Below are 26,497 nucleotides of genomic sequence, written 5' to 3' on the forward strand. Positions count from 1 at the left end.
AGTTCGTGATCATGACGACGGGTGCAGCGGTACACAGCGACGACTTCTCCACGCTCGAAGACGGCACGCCCGTGCGGCGCTGGACCCTGGAACGCGAGGGCACCCGGGTGCGGGTCCTGACGTACGGCGCCGTGGTGCAGTCCGTGGTGGTCCCCGGGAGGGACGGCACCCGGGGAGAGGTGGCCCTGGGACTGCCGGACGTCAAGGGGTACGAGACGTACGCCGGCCCGTACCTCGGCGCCGTGGTCGGCCGGTACGCGAACCGTATCGCGGGCGGGTCCTTCGTCCTGGACGGGCGGACGCACCGGCTGACGCGCAACGAGGGCCGCAACACCCTGCACGGCGGTGGGCGCGGCTTCGACAAGCGGGTGTGGGACGCCGAGGAGGTGCGGGACGGCGTGCGGCTCTCCCTGGTCTCCGAGGACGGCGAGGAGGGCTTCCCGGGGCGGCTGGCGGTGTCGGTGACATACACCCTGGACGAGGTGGGCGCGCTGTGGATCGCCTACCGGGCGACGACGGACGCGCCGACCGTGGTGAACCTGACGAACCACACGTACTGGAATCTGGCGGGGGCGGACAGCGGGAGCGCGCTGGGGCACGAACTGCGTCTCGCGGCAGGGCTGATCACCCCGGGCGACGCGGAGTCGATCCCCACCGGTGAGCTCCTGCCGGTGGAGGGCACCCGCTTCGACTTCCGGGAGGCGAAGCCGTTGGGGCCCGGCTACGACACCAACTACGTACTGGAGGAGACCGGTGGGAAGCCGGTCGCCGAGCTGTACGACCCCGCGTCGGGACGCCTGCTCACGGTCCGCACGACGGAGCCGGGGCTCCAGCTGTACACCGCCGACCACCTCGACGGGGGCCCGTTCGTCCCGTGCGCCGGGATCGCGCTGGAGACACAGCACTTCCCCGACTCACCGAACCACCCGGATTTCCCGAGCACGGTGCTGCGGCCCGGCGAGGAGTTCGCCTCCACGACGGTGTACGCCTTCTCGGCGCGCTGACGCCCGGCCCGGCCCGACGACCTGCGTCAACACGAACTCGCCGCGATCACCAGCGGGTGATTCGGGGCCGATTCCGCATGGTTTCGGGTTGTGGCACACCAGGCTGATCTCCATGATCACACCTGCTGAACCGTCAACCCTCCGCACCTCCCGCCGTGCCGTGATCGCGGGGGCCACCGCGGGTGCCGCCGCCCTCGCCGTGACCGGCGCCGCCGGTTCCGCCGGCGCGGCGCCCCGGACCGCTGCCGCCGCGCCGGCAGCGGCGCCCGGATCCGACCGGAGTGCCGCCCTCACCGTCGCCCGCGCCATCCTCGTACGGGACGAGAAGGACCGGGACCTGATCCCCCGTTACCGCGAGGTCCTGCTGGGCAAGGGCCTGCCCCCCACCCGGGCAGCCCGCAGGAAGGTGCTGGTCGTCGGCGCGGGGCCGGCCGGGCTCACCGCGGCGCGGCTGCTCCACGAGGCGGGTCACCAGGTCACCGTGATCGAGGCCAACGGCAACCGCGTCGGGGGCCGCATCAAGACCTTCCGGGCCGGCGGTCACGAGAAGTCCGAGCCGCCCTTCGCCGATCCGAAGCAGTACGCCGAGGCCGGCGCGATGCGCATCCCGGACAGCCATCCGCTGGTCACCGGGCTGATGGCCCACCTCGGGCTGAAGACCCGCCGCTTCCACCTGGTCGACGTGGACGGCGAGGGGCGCCCCGCCAACCGCACCTGGATCCACGTCAACGGCGTCCGCGTCCGCCGCGCGGACTACGCGAAGAAGCCGCAGGCCGTCAACCGCTCCTTCGGTGTGCCCGCTGCCTACGAGAACACCCCCGCCTCGCAGATCGTGCGGGACGCCTTCGCCCCGGTGCGCAAGGAGATCGAAGGCAAGGAGGGCAGTGCCCTGGTCGAGGGCTGGGCGACGGTGCTCCAGCGGTACGGGCACTTCTCGATGTTCCGGTACATGACCGAGGTGGCCGAGCTCGACGAGCGCACCATCGATCTCATCGGCACCGTCGAGAACATGACCTCGCGGCTCCACCTCGCCTTCCTGCACAGCTTCATCGGGGCCTCCCTGATCAGCCCCGCCACCTCCTTCTTCGAACTGCCCGACGGCACCGCGACGCTGGCCGACGCGATGTACGCACAGGTGAAGGACCTGGTGCGCCTGGACCGCCGGGCCACCCGGATCAGCCACTCGAAGGACGGCGTGCGGGTCGAGACGGTCTCCGAGGGCCGGGGCGGTCCCGTGGTCCGGGAGACCTTCACCGGTGACCGGGCGATCATCACCGTCCCCTTCTCCGGGCTGCGGCACATCCCGGTGTCCCCGGCGCTCTCGTACGGCAAGCGGCGGGCGATCACCGAGGTCCACTACGACGCCGCGACCAAGGTGCTGCTCGAATTCAGCCGCCGCTGGTGGGAGTTCGACGAGGCGGACTGGAAGCGGGAGCTGGAGGCCGTACGCCCCGGCCTGTACGACGCCTACCGCCTGGGCAAGGCCCCCGCCGACGGCTCGCTGCTGGGCGCGCACCCCTCCGTACCGAGCGGCCACATCCCGCCCAACCAGCGGGTGCACTACGCCGCCTGCCGGGCCACCGCTCGCAATCAGCCGGAGGCGGCCCACGTCATCGGCGGCGGTTCGGTGACGGACAACGCCAACCGGTTCATGTACCAGCCCTCGCACCCGGTCGAGGGCAGCAGGGGCGGCGTCCTGCTCGCCTCGTACAGCTGGGCCGACGACGCCCTGAAGTGGGACTCGCTGGACGACGACGAGCGCTACCCGCGCACCCTGGGCGGCGTCCAGGACGTGTACGGGCAGCGCATCGAGGTGTTCTACACGGGCGTGGGCCGCACCCAGTCCTGGATGCGTGACCCGTACGCGTACGGCGAGGCGTCGGTGCTGCTGCCCGGCCAGCACACCGAGCTGTTCCCCGACGTCCGCACCCCGGAGGGTCCGCTGCACTTCGCCGGCTGCCACACGTCCATCAAGCCGGCCTGGATCGAGGGCGCCCTGGAATCGGCGGTCAGGACCGCGCTGGAGGTCCACGGCGGCTGACCGGCGGCGGGTCGCCGGACCGGCGGCCCGCTCAGTCCTTGCGCAGGGTGTACGGCTCGGGCGCCGGGGCCGGACCGGCTCCCGGTGTCGCCGTCAGGGCGCGGGCCAGCAGCGTGGCCCCCGCGACGGCGCCCGGCATCAGCAGCACCGCGACGAACGGGACGACGAAGGCGAGCGCGAGCGGGACGCCGAAGCCCAGGACCATCATGCGGCGGGTGCGCAGCAGCGCGAGGCGGTCCTTCAGGACCATGCCGCGGCGCTGGAGGGCGACGGCGGTGAGCTCTTCGGAGAGGAAGTAGCCGGTGACGCAGAAGCCGAGGACGGGGATCACGGTCTGCCCGATGACGGGGATGAACCCGAGGGCGAAGAGCACCACCCCGTACAGCGCGACGCGCACCAGGATGCGGACGGAGTCGCGGGCGGAGATCCAGAGTTCACGCCAGAGCGGCAGGTCCGACTCGGGCACCTCGCCGCCCTCGCTGCGGTCGACCTCCTCGGACAGCGACTCGTAGAACGGCTGGCCGACCAGCAGGGTCGCCGCGGTGAAGGTGATCACCGCGAGGAAGATCCCGAAGGCGAAGACCAGGACGACCAGGGTGTTGCGCAGGAGGCCCAGCCAGGGCGAGGACCAGTCGTCGGCGAACGGGGTGGCCCAGCCGACGAAGTCGTCGGCGCCGTAGCCCAGTCCGACCAGCGCCGCGGCGTAGACGACGAGGGTGATCAGCGCGGGGAGCAGGCCGAAGCCGAACCAGCGGCCGTGCCCGAAGGCCCAGCGTTGACCCTTGATCAAGTAACCGAAACCCGCCCCGAGATCACTCATGGCGTCAGCGTACTTGTGCCAACCATTGACATGCCCCCGGGCCCGTCATTACCGTCACGCCAGCATTTCGAACGAGTGACGAAATACCGAACACGTTGAGAGGCAACACACGTGCGCATCACCGGAATCAGCACGCATGTCGTCGGCACGCCGTGGCGCAACCTCACCTACGTCCAGGTCCACACCGACGAGGGTCTCACCGGGGTCGGCGAGACCCGGATGCTGGGCCGCACGGACGCCCTGCTCGGCTACCTGCGCGAGGCGTCGGCCAACCACGTGACCGGCTCCGACCCGTTCGCGATCGAAGACCTCGTCCGCCGCATGAAGTACGGCGACTACGGGCGGGCCGGGGAGATCGTGATGTCCGGTATCGCGGTCATCGAGATGGCCTGCTGGGACATCAAGGGCAAGGCGCTCGGCGTCCCCGTCTGGCAGCTCCTCGGCGGGAAGGTCACCGACCGGGTGAAGGCGTACGCCAACGGCTGGTACACCACCGAGCGCACCCCGGAGGCCTACCACAAGGCGGCGCAGGGTGTCGTGGAGCGCGGTTACCGGGCGCTGAAGATCGACCCCTTCGGTACGGGGCACTTCGAGCTGGGCCAGGAGGAGACCCGGTACGCGGTGTCCCTCATCGAGGCGGTGCGGGACGCCATCGGCCCGGACACCGAGCTGATGCTGGAGATGCACGGCCGGTTCAGTCCGTCGACGGCGGTGCGGATCGCCCGGGAGATGGCCCCCTTCAAGCCCGCCTGGCTGGAGGAGCCGGTGCCGCCGGAGAACCTCAAGGCGCTGAGCAAGGTCGCGGAGAAGGTCGACATGCCGATCGCGACCGGTGAGCGCATCCACGACCGGATCGAGTTCCGTGAGCTCTTCGAGTCGCAGGCCGCCGACATCATCCAGCCGGACGTCGGACACATCGGCGGCATCCTGGAGACCCGTAAGCTCGCGGCGACCGCGGAGACCCACTACACACTGATCGCCCCGCACAACGTGGGCGGTTCGGTGCTCACGGCGGCCAGCCTCCAGGTCGCGGGCTGCACGCCCAACTTCAAGATCCTCGAACACTTCAACGACTTCGCGGACGCGGACATCAAGAAGGTCGTCAAGGGCGCCCCGGCCGTCGACCCCGCCACCGGCTGCTTCGAGCTCTCCGACGCCCCCGGGCTCGGCGTGGAGCTGGACGTGGACGCGGCGGCCGAATTCCCCCAGCAGCAGGCGCGCTTCGACCTGTGGGCGGACGGCTGGGAGAAGAGGCAGCCCAAGTGACCCCGCTCTCCCGCTCGTTGACCGTCGAGCGGCCCGGCAGCCACACACTGACCGAGGACCCGCCACCGGAGCCCGGCCCCGGCGAGGTCAGGGTGCGGGTCGCCGCGGCCGGGATCTGCATGAGCGACCGCGAGGTGTACGACGGCCACCGCGACCCGGCCTATGTGCGCTACCCCGTGGTGCCGGGGCACGAGTGGTCGGGGACCGTCGACGCGGTGGGCGAGGGCGTCGACCCCGCGCTGACCGGGCGGCGTACGGTCGCCGAGGGCTTCCGGGCCTGCGGGCGCTGCGAGCGGTGCCGCTACGGGGAGACCTCCCTGTGCACGGCGGGGTACGACGAGACCGGCTTCACCCGCCCCGGCGCGTTCGCCGACCACCTGGTGGTCCCGGCGCGGCTGCTGCACCCGCTGGCGGACGACGCCGATCTGCGGGCCGCGGCCCTGCTGGAGCCGGCGGCGGTGATCGCGGCGGCGGTACGGGCCGGGGCGCCCGAGCCCGGAGAGCGGATCGCGGTGCTGGGCGCGGGCACGCTCGGGCTGCTCGCCGTGCAGCTGCTGGCGGCGGTGTCGCCCGCCGAGCTCACCGTGATCGACCCGAGGGAGGGACGGGCCGCCCAGGCGCTGGACTTCGGGGCGAGCGAGGCCCGGGTGCCCGAGGAGGCCGAGGAGGTGCGGGGCCGGTACGACCTGGTCGTGGAGACGGCCGGAGCGCCGTCCACCGCGGCGGACGCGTGCCTGTTGGCGCGACGCGGCGGACGGGTGGTGCTGACCGGGATGTTCACCCCGGGCGCCCAGGGCATCGACCCGGTGCACCTGTCGCTGAGCCAGCTCACCGTGCGCAGCGTCTTCGGCGCCCCGTCGGCGGCCTGGTCCTACGCGGTGCGGGCGTTCACGGCCGGGCTGCTCGACCCGGCCCCCCTGATCACCCACGAGTTCCCGCTGGAGCGTTTCGCCGAGGCCGTGGCACTGGTGGGGTCAGGGGACCCGGAGACCGGGAAGGTGCTGCTGCGGCCGTGACCGGGCCGCCCTGATCCGTGCGCCGGTGATCGATCCGCACGCCGCCAGACCCGATGCCACCAGACCCGGTGCCACCGGACCCGAATGACGTCCGAAATACCGAACATGAAGGACCAGTCGTGAACGACGCCCCTGCCTCTTCCCCCGGTGCCGCCGGTGCACGACGCCCCGGAGACGCCGCACTCACCGCGCTGGGCCTGGGCCCGGCACCCCTGTCCCCGGCCGACGCGTCCCCGCACGCCTTCCCCGACGGCGGGAGCTGGCGCACCGAGGTGCCGTCCGTGGAGGGCCCGGAGGCCCTCGGTGTCGTACTCGAGGAGTCCGCGAGGCTCGACGTCCCGGTCCACCGCGTCAGCCAGGGCAGCGGCATCTGGATGCTGACCGATGCGGAGATCACCGAGATGGTGGAGGGATGCGCCGAACGCGGCATCGAGCTCTGCCTGTTCACCGGCCCGCGTGGCACCTGGGACACCGGTGCGTCGGTCCGTACGGACTCCGGCGGCGCCGGGCTTCGCTCCCGTGGCCACGACGCCCTGGCCGGCTGTGTCGAGGACGCCCTGCGTGCCACCGGGCTTGGTGTGAAGTGCCTGCTCGTGGCGGACGAGGGCGTGTTGTGGACCCTGCACCGGCTGCGGGAGCAAGGGGCTCTTCCCTCGGACACCACCTTCAAGGTCTCGGCGCTCATCGGACCGGTGAACCCGGCCTCGTACGCGGTGTTCGAGCAGCTCGGCGCCGACTCGATCAACATCCCTTCCGACCTGACGCTCGCCCAGTTCACGGAGATCCGCAGGGTGTCCCGCGCCCCGATGGACCTTTACATCGAGGCTCCGGACGACCTCGGCGGGTATGTGCGGATGTACGAGGTGGCCGAACTGATCCGGCGTGGCGCACCGCTGTACCTGAAGTTCGGTCTCTCCAAGTCGCCCGGGATCTACCCCTACGGCCGGCACCTGCGGGAGCTGGCGCTGGCCACCGCCAAGGAGCGGGTGCGGCGCGGCAGGCTCGCGCTGGACCTGCTCGCACGGCACGGGGCGGACGGTGGCATGGCCGCGCTCGGCAGCCGCCTGCCGGGCCCCCTCAACCGCTTCGAGATCTCGTCATAACGTTCCGGAAACACTCTCCCCAAAAGACGACACAGCCGCGCACAATCCCACACACCTGCTCGCGGTCGAACCGCCCTCAGTTTTCCGGGCGTGCCGACGCCACCGGACCGAGCCCTGCTCCCCCCATCAAGGATGATGACAATGCGTAACCGCAGAGCCGCACTTGCCGCCATGGCCTCCGCCACCACCCTCGCTCTCACCCTGACCGCCTGCGGCCAGAGCGGTGAGGGCGGCAGCGAGGAGGAGAAGAGTGGTGCCGGCGCCGGCACCATCGGCATCGCGATGCCGACCAAGTCCTCCGAGCGCTGGATCTCCGACGGCGCCAACGTCGTGAAGGAGCTGAAGGCCAAGGGGTACGAGACCAAGCTGGCCTACGGCGAGGACGACACGGACCAGCAGGTCTCACAGATCGAGAACATGATCACGCAGGGCGTGGACGCCCTGATCATCGCCGCGATCGACAACAAGTCCCTCAACAACGTGCTGCAGCAGGCCAAGGACGCCGACATCCCGGTGATCTCCTACGACCGGCTGATCCTCGGCACGGAGAACGTCGACTACTACGCCTCGTTCGACAACGAGAAGGTCGGCGAGCTCCAGGGCTCGTACATCGTGGACAAGCTCGGCCTGGCGGACGGCAAGAAGGGGCCCTTCAACATCGAGTTGTTCGCCGGTTCCAACGACGACAACAACACCAAGTACTTCTTCCAGGGCGCGATGAACGTCCTCAAGCCGTACGTGGACAAGGGCGAGTTGGTCGTCCGGTCCAAGCAGACCGCCCTCAACCAGGTCACCACGCTGCGGTGGGACGGCGGCACCGCGCAGAGGCGCATGGACGACCTGCTGACGTCGAGCTACCGCAGCACGCGGGTCGACGCCGTGCTCTCGCCGTACGACGGCATCTCCATCGGCATCCTCTCCGCCCTGAAGTCGGACGGCTACGGCACCGCGGCCAAGCCGCTGCCGGTCGTCACGGGCCAGGACGCCGAGGTCGCCTCGGTGAAGTCGATCATCACGGGCGAGCAGACGCAGACCGTCTACAAGGACCTGCGCCAGCTCGCCAAGACCGCCTCGAACATGGTCGAAGCGGTCCTGAACGACAAGAAGCCCGAGGTCAACGACAGCAAGTCCTACGACAACGGCTCCAAGGTCGTCCCCGCCTTCCTGCTGCAGCCGGTCAGCGTCGACAAGGCCAACTACAAGGAAGTCCTGGTCGACGGCGGCTACTACACCGAGAACGACCTCAAGTAACCGGGCTCCCTCAAGGATTGGAAGGCACAACCATGGCGGGACCCGTCCTGGAAATGCGCTCGATCGTCAAGACCTTTCCCGGTGTGAAGGCGCTGTCGGACGTCACACTGACCGTCCGCCAGGGCGAGGTCCACGCCATCTGCGGAGAGAACGGCGCCGGCAAGTCGACCCTGATGAAGGTGCTCTCCGGCGTCCATCCGCACGGCAGCTACGAAGGGGACATCCTCTTCGAGAGCGAGACCTGCCGCTTCAGGGACATCCGGGCGAGCGAACAGCACGGCATCGTGATCATCCACCAGGAGCTGGCGCTGGTGCCGTACCTCTCCATCGCGGAGAACATCTTCCTCGGCAACGAGCACGCCAAGCGCGGGCTGATCAACTGGAACGACACCCTCAGGCACGCCGGTGAACTGCTGCGCCAGGTCGGTCTCGACGAGCACCCGGAGACCCGGGTCGCCGACATCGGCGTGGGCAAGCAGCAGCTGGTGGAGATCGCCAAGGCGCTGTCGAAGAAGGTGAAGCTGCTCATCCTCGACGAGCCGACGGCGGCGCTCAACGACGAGGACAGCGGCAAACTGCTGGACCTGATCCTCTCGTTGAAGGAACAGGGCATGACCTCGATCATCATCTCGCACAAGCTGAACGAGATCCGCCGGGTCGCCGACTCGGTGACGATCATCCGCGACGGGCACTCCATCGAGACGCTCGACGTGAAGGCGGCGGAGACGACCGAGGACCGGATCATCAGCGGGATGGTCGGCCGCGACCTGGAGAACCGCTTCCCGGAGCGCACCCCGCACCACCCGGAGGAGGGGACCGCACCCGCCCTGGAGATCCGCAACTGGACCGTGCACCACCCCATCGACCAGCAGCGCAAGGTCGTCGACGACGTCTCGATCGAGGTGCGGCGGGGCGAGATCGTCGGTATCGCCGGGCTCATGGGCGCCGGCCGCACCGAGCTGGCGATGAGCGTCTTCGGCCGCTCGTACGGCCGGTACGCCGGCGGCACCGTCCTCAGGGACGGCACCGAGATCCACACGAAGTCCGTCCCCGACGCGATCAAGCACGGCATCGCGTACGCCACCGAGGACCGCAAGCACTACGGCCTCAACCTGATCGACACCATCAACCGGAACATCTCGCTGACCGCGCTGGGCAAGGTCGCCAAGCGGGGTGTGGTCGACGAGCACGGGGAACGACAGGTCGCCGAGGACTTCCGCAAGTCGATGAACATCAAGGCGCCGACCGTCTTCGAGCCGGTGGGCAAGCTGTCCGGCGGCAACCAGCAGAAGGTCGTCCTCAGCAAGTGGATCTTCGCGGGGCCCGAGGTGCTCATCCTGGACGAGCCCACGCGCGGCATCGACGTGGGCGCCAAGTACGAGATCTACACGGTCATCGACCAACTGGCCGCCCAGGGCAAGGCGGTCGTCTTCATTTCCTCCGAGCTGCCGGAGCTGCTCGGCATGTGCGACCGCATCTACACGATGGCCGCGGGACGGCTGACGGGTGAGTTCTCGCGGGCCGAGGCCTCGCAGGAAGCACTGATGCGTCAGATGACGAAGGACAAAGAGGTAACACGATGAGCACGGATGTGACCGCGAAGACCCCGGCCCCCACGCCGCCGGGCAAGGCCGGACCGGCCTCCGGCAGCATGCTGCAGCTGCTGCTCGACGGCATGCGCCGCAACATGCGCCAGTACGGCATGCTGATGGCCCTCGGCCTGATCGTGGTGCTGTTCGCGGTGTGGTCGGGAGGCGACCTCCTGCTTCCGCGCAACGTCTCCAACCTGGTGCTGCAGAACAGCTACATCCTGATCCTCGCGATCGGCATGATGCTCGTCATCATCGCGGGCCACATCGACCTCTCGGTCGGCTCACTGACCGCGTTCATCGGCGCGATGGCCGCCGTGCTGATGGTCGAGAACGACCTTCCCTGGCCGCTCGCGGTGGTGCTGTGCCTGGCCATCGGTGCCGTCGCGGGCGCGGTGCAGGGCTTCTTCATCGCCTATCTCGGCATACCGTCCTTCATCGTGACCCTCGCGGGCATGCTGCTCTTCCGCGGTCTGACGGAGATCTTCCTGAAGGGCCAGACCCTCGGCCCCTTCCCGAAGGACCTGCAGGAGCTGGCCAACGGCTTCCTGCCCGAGGTCGGTCCGGACACCAACTACCACAACCTCACCCTGCTGCTGGGCTTCGCCCTGATCGCCTTCGTGGTGATCCAGGAGGTCCGCGACCGCAAGCGGCAGCAGGAGTTCGCCCTCGAGGTGCTGCCGGCCAAGATGTTCGTCCTGAAGCTGATCGCCCTGGTCTCGGCCGTCCTCGTCGTCACGCTCCTGCTCGCCAGCTACAAGGGCGCCCCGGTCGTCCTGCTCATCCTCGGCGTCCTGGTCGTCGGCTTCGGCTACCTGATGCGCAACGCGATCATCGGCCGTCACATCTACGCCATCGGCGGCAACCTGCCCGCGGCCAAGCTGTCGGGTGTGAAGGACAAGAAGGTCACCTTCCTGGTCTTCCTGAACATGGGCATGCTCGCGGCCCTGGCGGGTCTGGTCTTCGCCGCCCGCTTCAACGCGGCCTCGCCCAAGGCCGGTCTCAACTTCGAACTGGAGGCCATCGCGGCCTCGTTCATCGGCGGCGCGTCGATGAGCGGCGGCGTCGGCACCGTCCTCGGCGCGATCATCGGTGGTCTGGTCCTGGGCGTGCTGAACAACGGTATGAACCTCGTCGGCATCGGCACCGACTACCAGCAGGTCATCAAGGGCTTCGTCCTGCTGGCGGCGGTCGGCTTCGACGTCTGGAACAAGCGCAAGGTCGGCTCGTAACATCCTCTGACGCAACAGGAGTTGTTCATGACCGGAACCAGCAGACGCACGGTCCTCGCGGCCACGGCAGCGGCCGGGCTGGCCGTGGCGGCGGGCGCCCCGGCCGCGCAGGCCGCGGCCACCGGACGCACCCCGTCCAAGGAGCTCTTCGGCACGCTCGCCGACGGGACGAAGGTGCACCGCTGGACCCTCGCCAACGGCGGGACCCGGCTCAAGGTCCTCTCCTGGGGCGGTGTCGTCCAGTCCCTGGAGACCGCCGACCGCAGGGGCCGCACGGCGAACGTCTCGCTCGGCTTCGACAACCTGCCGGACTACGTGGCGAAGTCCCCGTACTTCGGCGGGCTGATCGGCCGGTACGGCAACCGCATCGCCGAGGGGCGCTTCACCCTCGACGGTGTCACGCACCAACTGCCCGTCAACGATGGCCCGAACAGCCTGCACGGCGGCGACCAGGGCTTCGACAAGCGGGTCTGGGACGTCGAGCCGTTCACCTCGCGCGGTGACGTCGGGCTGGTCCTGACCAGGACCAGCCCGGACGGCGAGGCCGGCTACCCGGGCGCGCTCGCCGTCCGTGTCGTCTACACCCTCACCTCCCGGGGTGAGTGGCGCGTCGACTACACGGCGACCACGGACCGGGCCACCGTCCTCAACCTGACCAGCCACACGTACTTCAACCTGGCGGGCGAGGGCAGCGGCAGCGTCGACGGGCACCTGCTGGAGCTGGCGGCGGCGCGCTACACGCCGGTCGGCGCGACGCTGATCCCCACGGGTGAGCTCGCCCCGGTGGCGCGTACACCGTTCGACTTCCGGCGTTCCCGGGCCATCGGGGAGGCCGTGCGCACCCCGCACGAGCAGATCGGCCACGGGCAGGGCATCGACCACAACTACGCCTTGGACAAGGGGCTCACGGCCCGCCCGGAGTACGCGCTGACCGTGACGGACCCCGGGTCCGGCCGGGTGATGAAGATGTACACCACGGAGCCCGGCATGCAGGTCTACACGGGCAACTTCCTCGACGGCACCCTGACGGGCACCTCGGGCCGGGTCTACCGCCAGGGCGACGCGTTCTGCCTGGAGTCCCAGCACTTCCCGGACTCCCCCAACCAGCCGTCGTTCCCCTCGACCGTGCTGCGGCCGGGCGAGACCTTCCGTTCGACGACGGTGCACGCCTTCTCGGCACGCTGAGCACCCACAGCGGGCGGCGCCCTCCCCCGGCGGGGAGGGCGCCGCCCGTTCGCGTCACACCAGCCGGATCATGTTCCAGGACATCGGCTCCAGGACCGCCTTCAGCGTGCCGTCGGTGAGCACGGTGCCCTCGGCCGCGTGCGGGAGCACCCGCTCGGGCTCGGCGAGGGTGTTACGGGCCTCGGGATCGGCGTCCGCGACGACCTGGTGCTCCGCGACCCGCTCCAGGTCCAGCCCCGCCAGCGCGACTTCGAGCGGCAGCGCGGCGTGCTGACTGCGGTTGACGGCGAAGACGGTGACGGCACCCGTCCCGGGGTCCCGTACGGCGGTGGCGTGCAGCAGGTCCGTCTCGCCGTACTTCGCCGTCCCGTACGTCGGGGAGTCCACCCGTACGTCCAGGACCTGCCCCCGCCCGTACCGCGCCGCCTGCGCGAAGGGGAAGAACGTCGTCTGCCGCCAGGCGGGCCCGCCCGGCTCGGTCATGATCGGCGCTATCACATTGACCAGCTGGGCGAGGCAGGCCACGGTCACCCGGTCCGCGTGCCGCAGCAGCGCGATGAGCAGGCTGCCGAAGACGACGGCGTCCGTGACGCTGTAGTTGTCCTCCAGCAGCCGCGGGGCCTCGGGCCAGTCGAGGGGGTTCTCCTCCGCCTCCTGCTGGAAGCGCTTCTGGTACCAGACGTTCCACTCGTCGAAGGAGAGGTTGATCTTCTTCGTGGACTTCAGGCGCGCCCCCACGTGGTCACAGGTCGCGACGACGCTCTCGATGAAGGACTCCATGTCCACGGCCGAGGCGAGGAAGGAGTCCCGGTCGCCGTCGGTCTCCTCGTAATAGGCGTGCAGGGAGACGTAGTCGACGAGGTCGTAGGTCTCGGCGAGGACCGTCGCCTCCCAGGCCGCGAAGGTCGGCATGGCACGGCTGGAGGACCCGCACGCGACGAGTTGGACGGACGGGTCGATCTGCCGCATCGCACGCGCGGTCTCGGCCGCGAGACGCCCGTACTCCTCGGCCGTCTTGTGGCCGGTCTGCCAGGGGCCGTCCATCTCGTTGCCCAGGCACCACAGCGTGATCCCGTAGGGGTCCTTGTCGCCGTGGCCGACGCGGCGGTCGGAGAGTTCGGTGCCGGACGGGTGGTTGGCGTACTCCTGGAGCTGGATGGCTTCCTGGACGCCACGGGTGCCGAGGTTGACCGCGAGCATCGGTTCGGCCTGCGGGCCGATCTTCCTGAGGAAGCCGATGTACTCGGAGAGGCCGAAACGATTCGTCTCGGTGGAGCGCCAGGCGAGGTCGAGGCGGCGGGGGCGCTCGTCGGCGGGGCCGACGCTGTCCTCCCAGCGGTAGCCGGAGACGAAGTTGCCACCGGGGTAACGGATGGCGGTGACACCGAGTTCGCGGACGAGATCCAGGACGTCGGTGCGCAGCCCGGCCTCGTCCGCCGACGGGTGTCCGGGCTCGAAGATGCCGTCGTAGACGCAGCGGCCGAGGTGCTCCACGAAGGAGCCGAAGAGCCGGGGGTCCACGTCGCCGACGGTGAAGGCCGGGTCGAGGGTGAAGCGCGCGGTGCGGGTCATGACTTCCTCACTCGTTCGATATGCCGAATGCTGCTCGTAACCTCGAACGGACCGTAAGTTTCCGCGTCCACGGCCGTCAATGCCCCTGCGCGCGCTTCTCGGGACGCGTGTGACGGCACACGGCCGAGGGCCGCACCCCTGTGACGGGATGCGGCCCTCGGACCTACGCGATCAGACTCGGGTCAGGCCACCGACAGCTCGACCTTGATGTTGCCCCGGGTGGCGTTCGAGTACGGGCACACCTGGTGCGCCTTCTCGATGAGCGCCTGGGCGGTGGCCGTGTCGACGTTCGGGATGGAGGCGCTGATGGCGACCTCCAGGCCGAAGCCGCCCGCCTCGGACTTGCCGATGGAGACCGAGGCGGTCACCGTCGAACCGGAGATGTCGGCCTTCTCCTGACGGGCGACCACGCCGAGAGCACCCTGGAAGCAGGCGCTGTAGCCGGCCGCGAAGAGCTGCTCGGGGTTGGTGCCCGCGCCGCTGCCGCCCATCGCCTTCGGCGGGTTGACGACGACGTCGAGCTGACCGTCGTCGGATGAGACCCGGCCGTCCCGGCCGTTCTCGGCGGTGGCGACGGCGGTGTAGGCCACGTCTATGTGCTGGATGGTCATACGGTGATTTCCTCCTGCTGATGTGTCGCGACTCGCGCCCACGACCGCGACGGCCTGGACGGAGCCTAGCGGGTGACGGTGGGCGAGCGGCACCGACGTCGGGCGCACATGGGGATAGGTATGGCCCATGCAGACATTCCTGCCGTTCGCCGATTTCCACCGGAGCGCCCTCGCGCTGGACCCTCGGCGGCTGGGCAAACAGCGGGTCGAGACGATCCAGGTCCTGCGCGGGCTCACCGTCCCCGGCTACGGGTGGCGCCACCACCCCGCGGTGCGCATGTGGACCGGCTACGAGGAGGCACTGGTGCGCTACGGCCTGGCCATGTGCGAGGCGTGGACCGCCGAGGGGAGGGCGGACACCTGCGCCGCGACCCTGCGCAAGGACCTCGCCGCGTCGCTCGGACGCACCACCGTCCGGCCGGCCGAAGAACTGCGGACGGCGGGCGAACTGCCCCCGTGGCTGGGTGACGAGCCACTGCACGAGAGCCACCGCTCCGCGCTCGTACGCAAGGACCCGGAGTACTACCGCCCGCTGTTCCCGGACGCGCCGCCCGACCTGCCGTACGTGTGGCCGTCCTCGGACCGCGAAGGGCGGTGAGGACGGCCACACACACGGCCGCGCGGACGGCCGCACCGGCGGCCTCCCGGACTGCCGTGACCGGTCAGGCGTCCAGCGAGACGATCATCTTGCCGGTGTTCTCGCCGCGCAGCAGGCCGACGAAGGCGTCGTAGCCGTTCTCGATGCCCTGGACCGTCGTCTCGCGGTACTTGAGCTCGCCGGAGGCCAGCCAGCCGGCCACGTCCTTGACGAACTGGGGCTGGAGCGCCGAGTGGTCGCCGACCAGGATGCCCTGCAGGCGGAGCCGCTTGCCGATGACGAGTGCGAGGTTGCGCGGGGCCGGGGTCGGCTCCGTGGCGTTGTACTGGGCGATCATTCCGCAGATCGTGGCGCGGCCGTGGAGGTTGAACGAGGAGATCGCGGCCTCCAGGTGCTCGCCGCCGACGTTGTCGAAGTAGACGTCGATGCCGTCCGGGGCCGCCTCGCGGAGCTGGTCCTTGACGGGGCCGTTCTTGTAGTTGAAGGCCGCGTCGAAGCCGTACTCCTCGACGAGGAGCTTGACCTTCTCGTCGGAGCCGGCCGAGCCGATGACCCGGGAGGCGCCCTTGATCTTCGCCATCTGGCCGACCAGGCTGCCGACCGCACCGGCCGCACCGGAGACGAAGACGGCGTCACCCTCCTTGAAGGAGGCGACCTCGAACAGACCGGCGTAGGCCGTGAGGCCGGGCATGCCGAGCACGCCGAGGTAGGCGGAGAGCGGGGCGATCGAGCCGTCGACCTTGACCGCGTGCTTGGCGGGGACGTCGGCGTACTCGCGCCAGCCGAGGCCGTGCAGGACGTGGTCGCCGACGGCGAAGCCCTCGGCGTTCGACGCGATGATCTCGCCGACCGCGCCGCCGTCCATGGGGTGGTCGAGCTTGAAGGGCGGGGTGTACGACTTCACGTCGTTCATCCGGCCGCGCATGTAGGGGTCGACCGAGAAGTGGAGGTTGCGGACGAGGACGCGGCCCTCACCGGGGGCGGTCACCGGCGCCTCGCGCAGCGCGAAGTCCGAAGCTTCGGGCCAGCCGTGCGGGCGGGCGACGAGGTGCCATTCGCGGCTGGACGTGGGGAGTGCGGACATGGGCTCGGGTTCTCCTCGATGTCGTGCGGAGAGAAGCGAAAAGCTTCAGGACATGAAACAACCATGCGTCCAGATATTTCACCTTGTCAAGTAATTCGGTACCCTGGGCGTCATGGCCACCCACTCGCGCACGGACCCGCTGACGCTCGATGTCATCCAGCTCATCGGCGGAGTCGTGGCGCGCTACCACGAGGAGTACGACCGGGCCGCGGCCACACACGCGCTGACCGGCGCACAGGCCAGGGTCCTCGGGCTGCTCGCACTGAAGCCGATGCCCATGCGCAAGGTTGCCCGGAAACTGAAATGCGAACCGTCCAACATCACCGGCATAGTCGACCGGCTGGAGCTGCGGGGCCTGGTGGAGCGCCGCCCCGACCCGGCCGACCGACGGGTGAAGCTCGCCGCCCCGACCGAGGAGGGCATCCGGACGGCCCGGCAGCTGCGGGACGCGCTGGACTTCGCCCGGGAACCGCTCGCCGAGCTGTCGGATGCGGAGCGGACAGTGCTGCGCGACCTGCTGCGCCGGATGCTCGGCGAGGACATGGACGAGGGAGAGGACGAGGGGGCGGACGCGGACACGGGCCGGGATTAAAGCCCGGAGCGTGACCGCGTCAGTCGCAGAAGATCTGCCACCACTCGCACGTCTCCGTCGGAGAGGGGGACGGGGTGGGGGCGGGGGCCGGGTCGCCCGGGGGCTCCGGCGAGGTCGGGGGCGCCGAGGGTTCACCCGACCCCGAGGGTTCGGCCGGCGCGCCGGTCTCCTCCGGGGCCGTGGGCGCGGAGTCGGGAGGTGAGGACTCGGCGGGGGTGGAGGCCGGCGGGGCCGCCTCCCCCGGGGCCTCGGTGGTCGCGGCGGAGCCGTCCGTGGGCGTCGCGGAGCGGGAGTCGTCGACCGGTACGACGGTGGGGCCGGTGGGACCGGCGGGACCGTCCACCGGCCCGGGGGCGTCGGGTCCCGTGCTCGACGAGGCCGACGGGACGGTCACCTCGGCGGTCGACGTGGCCTCGCTCACGTAGTCCGACGCGCCGCCGTCACCCCCGGGCTCGGTCGCCAGCTCGGCCAGACTCAGCGCACCCAGCGCCAGCACCACGCCCGCCACCGTCAGCAGCAGTGCGCGGCCGCGCCTCCGGTGCGCACGGCGGCCACGCCGCTCGGTGGCACCGCGGGCACGGCGACGGTGGCCTGCGGTCCCGGACGCGTCCAGGGTCTCCGCGGCCGGCCGGGCAGCACGGGCCGAGCCGTCCACGACGGCATAGGGGACCAGCGCGTCGACAGGGGTCCCGCAACCGGCGCAGGCCAGCGCCCCGTTGAGGTGCCGTTGGCACGGGTGGCAGTAATCCATGGAGCCCGAAGAGTAGACGCGCACAGAACAACACAGGAAGCCGCACGGGTGAGGATCCTGTGTGGAATCCGGGACTCCGCGGCACACCGCCCGATACGTGCGGTACGCGGCAGGATGGGGCCCATGACCGCTCCCGCCCCGTTCGGGCCGCTCCAGTTCCAGCTCGTCCTGCTGCGCCGGATGGCCGACCACCAGCCGGACCTCGTCGAGGACGCGCGCCGCCGACTGAGTGCCTCCCTCGCCGAGATGCGCGAGGCGAACCGCCGCTGGCAGGCGATGCTGCGCGCCCCGCGCGGCCGGGGCGCGCTGCGCCGCTACCGCTCGGTCCTGGGCGAGCCCGAGTCGTCCGTACGCCGCACGGTCGGCGACCTGGAGTGCGACGCGCTGCTGTGGCCGCTGCCGCTCTGGCCGGAGCTGCGCTTCGAGGTGATGGCGGGCCCCGGTGGAGCCGTGTGGAACGAATGGCTGGTCCGGGCCCCGGGCGCGGCGTCCCCCGAGCTGGGCACGGCGGCCGACCTGCGCCCGTGGTCCTGCACGGTGGACGAGGTGGCCAGGGCCTTCGCCCCGGCGCGCCCGATGGAGGGCAGCGCGCCGACCCGCTGGGCACTGGCCTTCACCGACCCGGCCGACGGCCGGCCGCGGATCGCCGAGTTCACCTGGGGACTGTTCCAGCGACTGCTGCCCGGCGGGGCCTGAGATCTGTCGTGCCGTCAGTTCCGGGTCCCCCCTACGGCTCACCCGGCGCGCGCCGCCCCCGCACCGGAGCGACGATGCCAGGAGAGCCGGCTGCCCGCCGGTGCCCCCCGCCAGCGCTCTCGGGAGAACCTGCCGTGACCGTCAGTCTCGATCAGTTGCGCCGTTGCCATGTCGCCGTCGATCTCGGGGCCGCGAGGACCCGTGTGTACGTCAAAGGAGTGGGGCTCGTCGTCGACGAACCCAGTGTCGCCGCCGTGAACATGCGCACCGGCTCGCTCATCGCCGTCGGCGCGCTCGCCGAACAGATGACGGGCCGTACGCCCGAGTACATCCGGGTGGCCCGCCCGGTCTCCGGCGGAACCGTCGTCGACATCGACATGGCGCAGCGCATGCTGCGCCATCTGCTCGGTGAGAAGCTGCGCCGCCAGCTGCGCCGGAAGCCCCGGCTGCGTGCAGCCGCCTGCACCCCGCACGACGCCGATCCGCTGGCTCAGCGGGCGACCGTCGAGACGCTCGTGGGGCTGGGCGCCCGGCGGGTGGAGCTCGTCGACACCCTGATCGCCGCCGCCGTCGGCTGCGGGCTCCCGGTGGAGCAGCCGACCGCCACCATGATCATGGTGTGCGGGGCCGCCACCACGCAGATCGCCGTGCTCTCGCTCGGCTCGATCGTGACGGCCGTGCGCATCCCGATCGGTGGCGAGGCCATCGACCACGCGGTCATCCAGCATCTGCGCCAGCACCACGAACTGATGCTGCCCAGCCAGTCCGTGCGCCCCCTGCAGCTGGCGCTCCGCGGCAACGGCCTGACGCTCAACGGGCCGGCTGTGACGGAGATCCACGGCCGTGACGTGGCCACCGGCCTGGCCCGCTCGGTCCAGGTCGACACCGCCGCCGTACGCCAGGCGATCCACACCCCGCTCACCGCGGTGCTCGACGGGCTGGGCAAGGTGCTGCGCGACTGCCCGCCCGACCTGGTGGCGGACATCGCGGAGTCCGGGATCATGATGGTCGGCGGCAGTGCCCTGCTGCCGGGGCTCGACCAGATGCTGCGCGACGCCACGGGCGTGCCGGTGCGGATCGCCGACCGGCCCGACGTCTGCTCGGTGCTGGGGCTCGGCGCGATGCTGGACGGCACGGTCCAGCCACTGGTCCTCTCCCCGCTCGCCGGCTGAGAGCCGTCGGGCGCACCGGTGAACCCCGGCACGGATCTCGACCTGCCGACCACCCTCCAGCACATCGTGGACACCGCCACGGCACTGGCGGGGGCGCGCTACGGCACGCTCGCCCTTCTCCACGGCGAGGACCGCCACGTCACCGACCTGTTCACCACGGGCATGTCCGACGGCGAACGCCGCGCGGTGGGCCCGCTCCTGGACGGGCGTACGGGACTTCTCGGGGCTCTCGTGGACGATGTGCAGGCTGTGCGCGTCGCCGATCTGACGGCGGGCCCGGAGCCCCGTGCCGTGCCGGAGCCGCTCCTCCCGATGCGCTCCTTCCTCGGCGCACCGGTCCGGGTGCACACCGAGACGCTCGGCAGCCTCTGTCTCACGGCGGAGGAGCCGGGGCGCTTCGCGGACGCCGAACCGGCGCTGCTGCGGCTGCTCGCGTCCCAGGCGGCCGCGGCGATCGGCGGCACCCACCTGTACGAGGCGGCCCGGCAGCGGGAGCACTGGATCGAGGGGGCCGCCGCCGTCACCCGGGCGCTGCTGTCCGGGGCGGGTACGAAGGACGCCCTGACGACCGTCGCCGAGCGGGCCAGGGTGCTGGCCGGGGCGGCGGCAGGGGTGATCCTCCAGCCGACCCCGGGCGGTGGCATGGAGATCGTCGCCGCGTCGACCCGCGACGATCCGGCAGGTCTCGTCGGCACGGCCATCGAGCCCGGCTCCCCCGTCCTCGTCCAGCTGCTGGGCGGCGAGGCCGTCTACATCGAGGACTCCGCGACGGACGAGCGGATGACGACCCCGGTACGGTCCCGGTTCGGCCCCAGCATGATGCTGCCCCTGCAGAGCGGGGGACGGCTCGTCGGCACGCTCGCCCTTCCCCGGCGGCGCGGGGAGGCCCCGTACACGGCGATGGACCGGCTGCTGGCCTCCCAGTTCGCCTCGCAGGCGGCGCTGGCGCTGGTGATGGCCGACGCGCAGCACTACAGGGAACAGCTGGCGGTCTACGAGGACCGCGACCGCATCGCCCGTGACCTGCACGACCTCGTCGTACAGCGGCTGTTCGCGACGGAGATGATGCTGGAGTCGACCCGCCGCAAGGACATGGCGGGTGACACCCGGACCGCTGAGCTCCTCGGGCAGGCGGTCGACGAGCTGGACTCCACCATCCAGGAGGTCAGGACCGCGATCTTCGCCCTCCAGCAGCCTCCCGCCGACGCCCCCACGACGTTCCGCGGCCGGGTCCTGCGTGAGACGGGCGGTGCCGCGGCGGTGCTCGGCTTCCAGCCGTCGGTGCACTTCACCGGTGCGGTGGACGCCCTGGTGACGGAGCCGGTGGACGGCGAACTGCTCGATGTGCTGCGCGGAGCCCTGGCCGCCGTGCACCGCCGGACCGGGGTGTCGGCGGTCGAGGTGGAGGTGGACACGACGGCGCGGCTGCCCGACGGGCGCGCGGCGGTGCGGCTGGCGGTCGCGGACGACGGGCGCGACGAGGACGGCGCCCGGTCGCCGACGGTCATCTGGCAGGCGCCGCTCTGAGCGCGATGCGGGTGTTGGAGTGCGCGACGCCCGCGTCCTTCTTCAGCCTGCGCAGCAGCGCGTCCAGGGAGCCGGGGTCGGCCGCCGTGGCACGTACGAGGTAGTCGTGACCGCCGGTCACGTGCACCACCTCGGTGATGCCGGGCAGGGTGAGCACCGAGCGTTCGAACTCCTCGTTCGTCGTGTCGAGGCGCAACGACACATCGATGAAGACGACGAGCCCCGACCGGGTGTCGGCGGCCGGGTCGACGATGACCGTGAAGCCGCGGATCACCCCGTCACGGCGCATGCGGCGTACACGGTCGCCCGCCGCGTTGGCGCTGAGTCCCACGCGTACACCGAGGTCGCGGTACGAGATCCGGGCGTCCTCCTGGAGGAGCCCGAGGATCTCTCTGTCCAGCCGGTCCATACCGGTGATTGTCGCAGCCCGGGGCCGGAAACGGCGGGCGAGCGGCGCCTCCCGGGGGCGTGGAGAGGGCCCCTGCCCGTGGGGGGCCTGCCGCGCGGCGGCCTTCCCCGAATGGCTCAGCCCGCCGTGCCCGGCCCGCCCCTCCGACCTTGACTTGCGGTGTGGAGACAACCGCCGAGCAGGCCCCCGCACCGGACCGGAAGCGGTCCGCCGCCGCGTACCGGAATCTGATCATGGCCACGATCGGCTTCACGCTCACCTTCTGGGCGTGGAACCTGATCTCCCCGTTGTCGGGTGACTTCAAGGAGCGGCTCGGCCTGAGCTCCTTCCAGCAGTCGCTGCTCGTCGCCGTTCCCGTGCTGGTCGGTTCGCTCGGCCGCATCCCGGCGGGCGCGCTGACGGACAAGTACGGCGCCAAGCTGATGTTCCCCATCGTCTCGGCCCTCACGATCGTGCCGGTGCTGCTGCTCATCCCGGCGAAGCACTCCTACGGCGCGATGCTCGCCGTGGGCTTCCTGCTCGGCCTCGGCGGCACCACGTTCGCGATCGGCATCCCGCTGGTCAACTCGTGGTTCCCGCCCGCGAAACGAGGTCTCGCGCTCGGGGTGTTCGGGATGGGTATGGGCGGCGTCGCGCTGTCCGGCTACTTCACGCCGCGGATCGCCGAGCACAGCGAGAACCTGCCGTTCTGGATCGTCGCCGGTGCGCTCCTGCTGTACTCGCTGCTCGCGGCGGTCCTGATCACCGACCACCCGGAGCGGAAGATCCCGGCGGACTCGCTGGGCCGCCGGCTGGGCGCGGCGGGCCGGCTGCGGGTCACCTGGGAACTCTCGGCGCTGTACGCGATCGGTTTCGGCGGCATCGTGGCGTTCGGGGTGTACCTGCCGACGTATCTGAAGACCTGGTACGAGATGTCCCCCACCGAGGCGGGCACCAAGGCGGCGGGGTTCGCCCTGGTCACCGTCGTCTTCAGACCGATCGGCGGCTGGCTCTCGGACCGGGTCCACCCCGCCCTGGTCACGGCCGGGGCACTGCTGCTGGCCGCGCTGATGGCCATCCTCCAGGCCTTCGACCCGCCGCTGAATCCGCTCGGCACGATCGCGCTGCTCTGCATGGCGGCCGGGCTGGGCACCGCGAGCGGCAGCGTCTTCGCCCTGGTCTCCCAGGTGACACCGCAGGCCAAGGTGGGCAGCGTGACCGGCATCGTCGGCGCGATGGGCGGCCTCGGCGGCTTCGTGCCGCCGCTGGTGATGGGTGCGATCTACAGCGCGAAGGACTCGTACTCGATCGGCTTCATGCTGCTCTCGGACCTGGCGCTGGCGGGCGGTGTGTACGCCTACGGCCGGATGCGGAACGTCCGGCGCGACGGCTGACCTGGAGCCGGACACGGCCTAGGGTTCGACGTGTGACCTCTCTTCTGCCCGCGCTGAGCGGAGCGTCGCGCCGGACGGACTCCCCGGAGGCCGTCCGGTTCGGCGAAAACGTCCTGACCTACGCCCAGTTGGACGAGGCATCCGCCTCGCTCGCGGCCCGGATCGCGGGGGCCGGACGCGTCGCCGTCTGGGCGACGTCCACCCCCGAGACGGTGGTCGCCGTCGTCGCGGCGCTGCGGGCGGGGGTGCCCGCCGTGCCGCTCAACCCGAGGACCGGCGAGCGCGAACTCGCGCACATCGTCGCCGACAGCGAGCCCTCGGCGGTGCTGGCCGGGGCGCAGGACACGCTTCCGTCCGCCCTCGCCGGCCTGGAACGGCTGGACGTCAGCACCGCCGCCCGGGCCACGGGGACGGACTTCCCCGAGCCCTCCGACGGGTCCCCCGCCCTGGTCGTCTACACCTCCGGGACGACCGGCCCGCCCAAGGGCGCGGTCCTCCCCCGCCGGGCGATCGCCGCGTCGCTGGACGCGCTGGAGGACGCCTGGCAGTGGACCGGCGAGGACGTCCTCGTGCACGCCCTGCCGCTGTTCCACGTGCACGGGCTGATCCTGGGCGTCCTGGGCCCGCTGCGCCGGGGCGGCTCCGTGCGCCACCTCGGCAGGTTCTCCACGGAGGGCGTGGCCCGGGAGCTGCTCTCCGGAGGCACCATGCTGTTCGGGGTTCCCACGATGTACCACCGGCTGGCCGGCGCGCTGGCCGGTCAGGACGCCTCCGGAAGCCTCAGGAAGGCGCTGGCGGGCGCCCGGCTGCTGGTCTCCGGCTCGGCGGCGCTGCCGGTCCACGACCACGAGCGGATCGCCTCGGCCACCGGACGCCGGGTCATCGAGCGGTACGGGATGACGGAGACGCTGATGAACACCGGCGTACGGGCCGACGGCGCACCGCGCGCCGGGACCGTCGGCCCGCCCCTCTCCGGGGTGGAGCTCCGGCTCGTCGAGGAGGACGGCACCGTGCTCCAGGACACCGCGTCGATCGGCGAGATCCAGGTGCGCGGACCCAACCTCTTCACCGGCTATCTGAACCGGCCGGACGCCACGGCCGCCGCCTTCACCGAGGACGGCTTCTTCCGCACGGGCGACATGGCCACGATCGACCCCGACGGCTATGTGCGGATCGTCGGCCGCAAGGCCACCGACCTGATCAAGAGCGGCGGTTACAAGATCGGTGCGGGCGAGATCGAGAACGCCCTCCTGGACCATCCCGGCGTGCGCGAGGCGGCCGTCACCGGTGAGCCCGACGCGGACCTCGGGGAGCGGATCGTCGCCTGGGTGGTGCCGGCCGACCCCGGATCACCGCCCGGTGAGAGGGAGTTGGCGGACCACGTGGCGAGGCTGCTGGCACCGCACAAGCGCCCACGTGTCGTGCGTCATCTCGACGCGCTTCCCCGCAACGAGCTGGGCAAGATCATGAAGAGGTCACTCGGTGGCTGAGATCCGGTGCGAGCGCCTGACGGCGCGGGAGGCGATCGCCGCCGTCGCGGCGGGTTTCACCGAACACCGGCCGGCCGCCCGCCCCGTCCTCCCGGACGGCCCGCTCGGCTGGAGCGGTTACGCGGAGTCCAGGGCGCGCGCATCGGAGCGGACCGGCGAGGAGGAGTCCGTCCTGTACGGGACCGCCGTCGTCGGCGAGCGGGAGTGTGTCCTGGTCTCCTTCGAATTCGGCTTCCTGGGCGGCTCGCTGGGCGGACACACCGGGGACCGCCTGGAGGCCGCGTACGCACTCGCGGGTGAGCGGCGTCTGCCGCTCGTCTCGCTCGTCGCCACCGGGGGCAGCCGGATGCAGGAGGGCATGGTCGCGCTGGTACAGCTCCAGCGGGTGGCCCGCGCGTCCGCACGGCTGAGGGCCTCGGGCCTGGCGCAGATCGCGGTCCTGCGGGACCCGGCGACCGGGGGCGGATGGGCCACCGTGGGGGCGGGCTCCGACGTGGTGCTGGCGCTGCCGAGGGCCCAGATCGGGTTCGCGGGTTCCCGTGTGCGGCCGGCCGCAGCGGATCCGTACGCGTACACCGCCGAAGGCCAGCTGGCGGCCGGCCAGATCGACGCGGTCGTCGCGCCGGACGAACTGCCCGGGACGCTGGGCCGCTGGCTGACGGCGCTGACGCTCACGGGCCCCGCGCGGGCAGCCCCGGTGCCGGGCGCGCTGTCGGACACCGGACTGCCGGCGACGGGCTGGGACGCCGTGCAACAGGCCCGGGCGACGGCGCGGCCACGCGCCGAGGCCTATCTGGACGCCTACTTCGAGCACCGGCTGCCGCTGAACGGCGACCGCTGCGGCGGCCGGGACCCCGGGCTGCTCTGCGGAGTGGGCCTGCACGCGGGGCGGCCCGTGGCGTACGCCGCGCAGTGCGGCACCGCGACCCGCCCGGCGGGCTACCGCACGGCGGCCCGGGTGATCCGGCTCGCGGACCGGCTCGGCCTCCCCGTCCTCACCCTGATCGACACCCCCGGCGCCGCCAACGACGCGGAGGCGGAGCGGGCGGGCGCGGGCGCCGCCATCGCCGACGCCTTCGCGGCCGTCGCCGGCGCGCGGGTCCCCGTGACGACGCTCGTGATCGGCGAAGGGGGTTCGGGCGGCGCGCTGGCGCTGGCCGCACCGGACAACACCCATGTCACCGCGGACAGTTACTTCTCGGTGATCGCACCGGAGCTCGCGGCGGCCATCCTCAAGCGCGGCCCGGACGAGGTCCGCTCCACCGCCGACCAGCTCCGGCTGCGCCCCCAGGACCTGGTGGAACTGGGCGTCGCCCGCTCGGTCGTGGGGCACCCGGGGCCCTGGGGCTGAGTCGCTCGGGCGGGAGCGCGGGATCCCGCCCGGTCCCGTTTCCCGGGGACACCGCCCGTGGTCGGGAGATGCCGGTACACGGTGAGGGAGTTGAGCACCGTCACGGGCGGCGCGTGCAGCCGCAGTTCTTCGTGTCCCAGACCCATTCGTCGTGGTTCCACCATCGCCGTCCTCCGGCGACCTGCGCCCTGCACACGCCACCGGCGTGGTGGCTCACCCCGTGGCCGCAGCCCGGGCACCGGGGTTCGGGCGGCGGGGCCGGGTATCGCCGGGCGTGCCGGACACCGCTGCGGACGATGGCCGCGATGCCCAGCACGGCCCCGGCCACGACGACGGCCCCGACCAGGCCGACCACGGTGTACGCGCTCATCCCTGTCTCCCCTCGGCTACGGGGAGACGGTCCGCGCCGTCACACGCCCCGGTCCAGGGAACGGTGTTCGGGGGAGGAGCGCAACGGAGCCCCTTGGGGCAGACGCCGGCCGGTGACCTCGGAGGCGGGCAGGCGTCCGGCCCTGGAGGTGCCGGCCAGGGTGTCGCCGGTGACCCGCACCGCGAAGGCCAGGTTCAGACGCATGGGCTTGGTGACGGCCTGCCTCCAGGTGAGGCGGTCACCGTCGAGTACGACGTCCTCGAGCGGGACCTCCTCCCCCGTGCCATGGGCGACCCCCGACAGGATCCCGTCCTCGCGGCGGAGTTCGACGACGGCCTTGATCGTGCCGATGGGGGTGGAGAGGGACAGGTCCCAGGTTCCTTCGACGGGCATG

The 26,497-nt window shown here is 71.4% G+C and carries 25 protein-coding genes; 17 read left to right on the top strand and 8 right to left on the bottom strand.

Translation table 11 applies throughout. From position 1 onward, the window contains the following. The first annotated feature begins 11 nt into the window (after positions 1–11). Positions 12–1,004: an aldose epimerase family protein gene (locus ABT001_RS04575; RefSeq protein WP_351272284.1), complete on the top strand. Its 993-nt coding sequence runs from the start codon at positions 12–14 to the stop codon at positions 1,002–1,004. A gap of 112 nt (positions 1,005–1,116) precedes the next feature. Continuing rightward, complete coding sequence (lgoX, locus tag ABT001_RS04580; protein WP_351272286.1) at positions 1,117–3,045, top strand: L-glutamate oxidase LgoX; 1,929 nt, start codon at positions 1,117–1,119, stop codon at positions 3,043–3,045. 31 nt (positions 3,046–3,076) lie between these two features. Here the strand turns inward: lgoX and ABT001_RS04585 are convergent, their stop codons facing one another. Then, entirely contained in the window at positions 3,077–3,865 is a 789-nt protein-coding gene (locus ABT001_RS04585) for an EI24 domain-containing protein (protein ID WP_351272288.1), read from the bottom strand. Between the two features lie 111 nt (positions 3,866–3,976). Here ABT001_RS04585 and ABT001_RS04590 point away from each other — a divergent pair, with 111 nt between their 5' ends. The 7 genes from ABT001_RS04590 (at position 3,977) to ABT001_RS04620 (ending at position 12,507) form a co-directional block, all read left to right on the top strand. Then, positions 3,977–5,131, top strand: a complete 1,155-nt coding sequence (locus ABT001_RS04590) for a mandelate racemase/muconate lactonizing enzyme family protein (RefSeq protein WP_351272291.1) — start codon at positions 3,977–3,979, stop codon at positions 5,129–5,131. Continuing rightward, the gene (locus ABT001_RS04595) at positions 5,128–6,147 is read left to right on the top strand and encodes a zinc-dependent alcohol dehydrogenase (protein ID WP_351272294.1); all 1,020 of its coding nucleotides are present in this window, start codon (positions 5,128–5,130) and stop codon (positions 6,145–6,147) included. Before ABT001_RS04590 ends, ABT001_RS04595 begins: the two co-directional genes overlap by 4 nt. A gap of 119 nt (positions 6,148–6,266) precedes the next feature. Continuing rightward, positions 6,267–7,250, top strand: coding sequence for a hypothetical protein (locus ABT001_RS04600; RefSeq protein WP_351272296.1), 984 nt, complete (start codon positions 6,267–6,269; stop codon positions 7,248–7,250). A gap of 141 nt (positions 7,251–7,391) precedes the next feature. Continuing rightward, positions 7,392–8,501, top strand: coding sequence for a multiple monosaccharide ABC transporter substrate-binding protein (gene chvE / locus ABT001_RS04605; protein WP_351272299.1), 1,110 nt, complete (start codon positions 7,392–7,394; stop codon positions 8,499–8,501). 32 nt (positions 8,502–8,533) lie between these two features. Beyond that, positions 8,534–10,084 carry a multiple monosaccharide ABC transporter ATP-binding protein gene (mmsA, locus tag ABT001_RS04610; RefSeq protein WP_351272301.1) on the top strand — a complete coding sequence of 517 codons (1,551 nt, stop codon included), beginning with the start codon at positions 8,534–8,536 and terminating at the stop codon, positions 10,082–10,084. After that, entirely contained in the window at positions 10,081–11,322 is a 1,242-nt protein-coding gene (gene mmsB, locus ABT001_RS04615) for a multiple monosaccharide ABC transporter permease (RefSeq protein ID WP_351272303.1), read from the top strand. Before mmsA ends, mmsB begins: the two co-directional genes overlap by 4 nt. A 27-nt stretch (positions 11,323–11,349) precedes the next feature. Next, entirely contained in the window at positions 11,350–12,507 is a 1,158-nt protein-coding gene (locus tag ABT001_RS04620) for an aldose epimerase family protein (protein WP_351272306.1), read from the top strand. 54 nt (positions 12,508–12,561) lie between these two features. Here the strand turns inward: ABT001_RS04620 and arfA are convergent, their stop codons facing one another. Beyond that, positions 12,562–14,079, bottom strand: a complete 1,518-nt coding sequence (arfA, locus tag ABT001_RS04625) for an arabinosylfuranosidase ArfA (RefSeq protein ID WP_351272308.1) — start codon at positions 14,077–14,079, stop codon at positions 12,562–12,564. Between the two features lie 182 nt (positions 14,080–14,261). Then, a complete protein-coding gene (locus tag ABT001_RS04630) occupies positions 14,262–14,690 on the bottom strand; it encodes an organic hydroperoxide resistance protein (protein ID WP_351272310.1) in 429 nt (142 codons plus the stop codon). A 127-nt stretch (positions 14,691–14,817) separates the two neighbouring features. Here ABT001_RS04630 and ABT001_RS04635 point away from each other — a divergent pair, with 127 nt between their 5' ends. Beyond that, the gene (locus tag ABT001_RS04635; protein ID WP_351272312.1) at positions 14,818–15,288 is read left to right on the top strand and encodes an MSMEG_6728 family protein; all 471 of its coding nucleotides are present in this window, start codon (positions 14,818–14,820) and stop codon (positions 15,286–15,288) included. A 64-nt stretch (positions 15,289–15,352) separates the two neighbouring features. Here ABT001_RS04635 and ABT001_RS04640 read toward each other — a convergent pair whose 3' ends face one another. Next, entirely contained in the window at positions 15,353–16,372 is a 1,020-nt protein-coding gene (locus tag ABT001_RS04640; protein ID WP_351272315.1) for an NADP-dependent oxidoreductase, read from the bottom strand. A gap of 112 nt (positions 16,373–16,484) precedes the next feature. On the opposite strand from ABT001_RS04640, the gene ABT001_RS04645 reads away from it, so the two are divergent. Beyond that, positions 16,485–16,964, top strand: a complete 480-nt coding sequence (locus ABT001_RS04645) for a MarR family winged helix-turn-helix transcriptional regulator (RefSeq protein ID WP_351272318.1) — start codon at positions 16,485–16,487, stop codon at positions 16,962–16,964. 19 nt (positions 16,965–16,983) lie between these two features. On the opposite strand, the gene ABT001_RS04650 is transcribed toward ABT001_RS04645, so the two are convergent. Further along, a complete protein-coding gene (locus tag ABT001_RS04650; RefSeq protein ID WP_351272320.1) occupies positions 16,984–17,715 on the bottom strand; it encodes an SCO2400 family protein in 732 nt (243 codons plus the stop codon). A gap of 123 nt (positions 17,716–17,838) precedes the next feature. On the opposite strand from ABT001_RS04650, the gene ABT001_RS04655 reads away from it, so the two are divergent. The 3 genes from ABT001_RS04655 to ABT001_RS04665 all read left to right on the top strand — a co-directional run bounded on the left by ABT001_RS04655 (position 17,839) and on the right by ABT001_RS04665 (position 21,110). After that, positions 17,839–18,411 carry an RNA-binding protein gene (locus ABT001_RS04655; protein WP_351272323.1) on the top strand — a complete coding sequence of 191 codons (573 nt, stop codon included), beginning with the start codon at positions 17,839–17,841 and terminating at the stop codon, positions 18,409–18,411. A gap of 134 nt (positions 18,412–18,545) precedes the next feature. Further along, positions 18,546–19,583: a rod shape-determining protein gene (locus ABT001_RS04660; protein ID WP_351272325.1), complete on the top strand. Its 1,038-nt coding sequence runs from the start codon at positions 18,546–18,548 to the stop codon at positions 19,581–19,583. 18 nt (positions 19,584–19,601) lie between these two features. Continuing rightward, a complete protein-coding gene (locus ABT001_RS04665) occupies positions 19,602–21,110 on the top strand; it encodes a sensor histidine kinase (protein WP_351272328.1) in 1,509 nt (502 codons plus the stop codon). On the opposite strand, the gene ABT001_RS04670 is transcribed toward ABT001_RS04665, so the two are convergent. Next, a complete protein-coding gene (locus ABT001_RS04670) occupies positions 21,088–21,519 on the bottom strand; it encodes an Lrp/AsnC family transcriptional regulator (protein WP_351272331.1) in 432 nt (143 codons plus the stop codon). The genes ABT001_RS04665 and ABT001_RS04670 overlap by 23 nt on opposite strands. Positions 21,520–21,752: 233 nt before the next feature. Here ABT001_RS04670 and ABT001_RS04675 point away from each other — a divergent pair, with 233 nt between their 5' ends. Genes ABT001_RS04675 through ABT001_RS04685 form a run of 3 tightly spaced genes read left to right on the top strand, consistent with a single transcriptional unit; the run spans position 21,753 to position 25,733 of the window. Next, positions 21,753–22,892, top strand: coding sequence for an MFS transporter (locus ABT001_RS04675; RefSeq protein ID WP_502967422.1), 1,140 nt, complete (start codon positions 21,753–21,755; stop codon positions 22,890–22,892). 32 nt (positions 22,893–22,924) lie between these two features. Continuing rightward, positions 22,925–24,382, top strand: coding sequence for an acyl-CoA synthetase (locus tag ABT001_RS04680; RefSeq protein ID WP_351272336.1), 1,458 nt, complete (start codon positions 22,925–22,927; stop codon positions 24,380–24,382). Between the two features lie 16 nt (positions 24,383–24,398). After that, positions 24,399–25,733, top strand: coding sequence for a carboxyl transferase domain-containing protein (locus ABT001_RS04685; RefSeq protein ID WP_351272424.1), 1,335 nt, complete (start codon positions 24,399–24,401; stop codon positions 25,731–25,733). Between the two features lie 100 nt (positions 25,734–25,833). On the opposite strand, the gene ABT001_RS04690 is transcribed toward ABT001_RS04685, so the two are convergent. Next, positions 25,834–26,103, bottom strand: a complete 270-nt coding sequence (locus ABT001_RS04690; protein ID WP_351272339.1) for a hypothetical protein — start codon at positions 26,101–26,103, stop codon at positions 25,834–25,836. Between the two features lie 39 nt (positions 26,104–26,142). Beyond that, complete coding sequence (locus ABT001_RS04695; protein ID WP_351272341.1) at positions 26,143–26,496, bottom strand: hypothetical protein; 354 nt, start codon at positions 26,494–26,496, stop codon at positions 26,143–26,145. Position 26,497: the final 1 nt, after the last annotated feature.

The organism is Streptomyces sp. NPDC002793, assembly GCF_040295485.1.
Classification (GTDB): domain Bacteria; phylum Actinomycetota; class Actinomycetes; order Streptomycetales; family Streptomycetaceae; genus Streptomyces.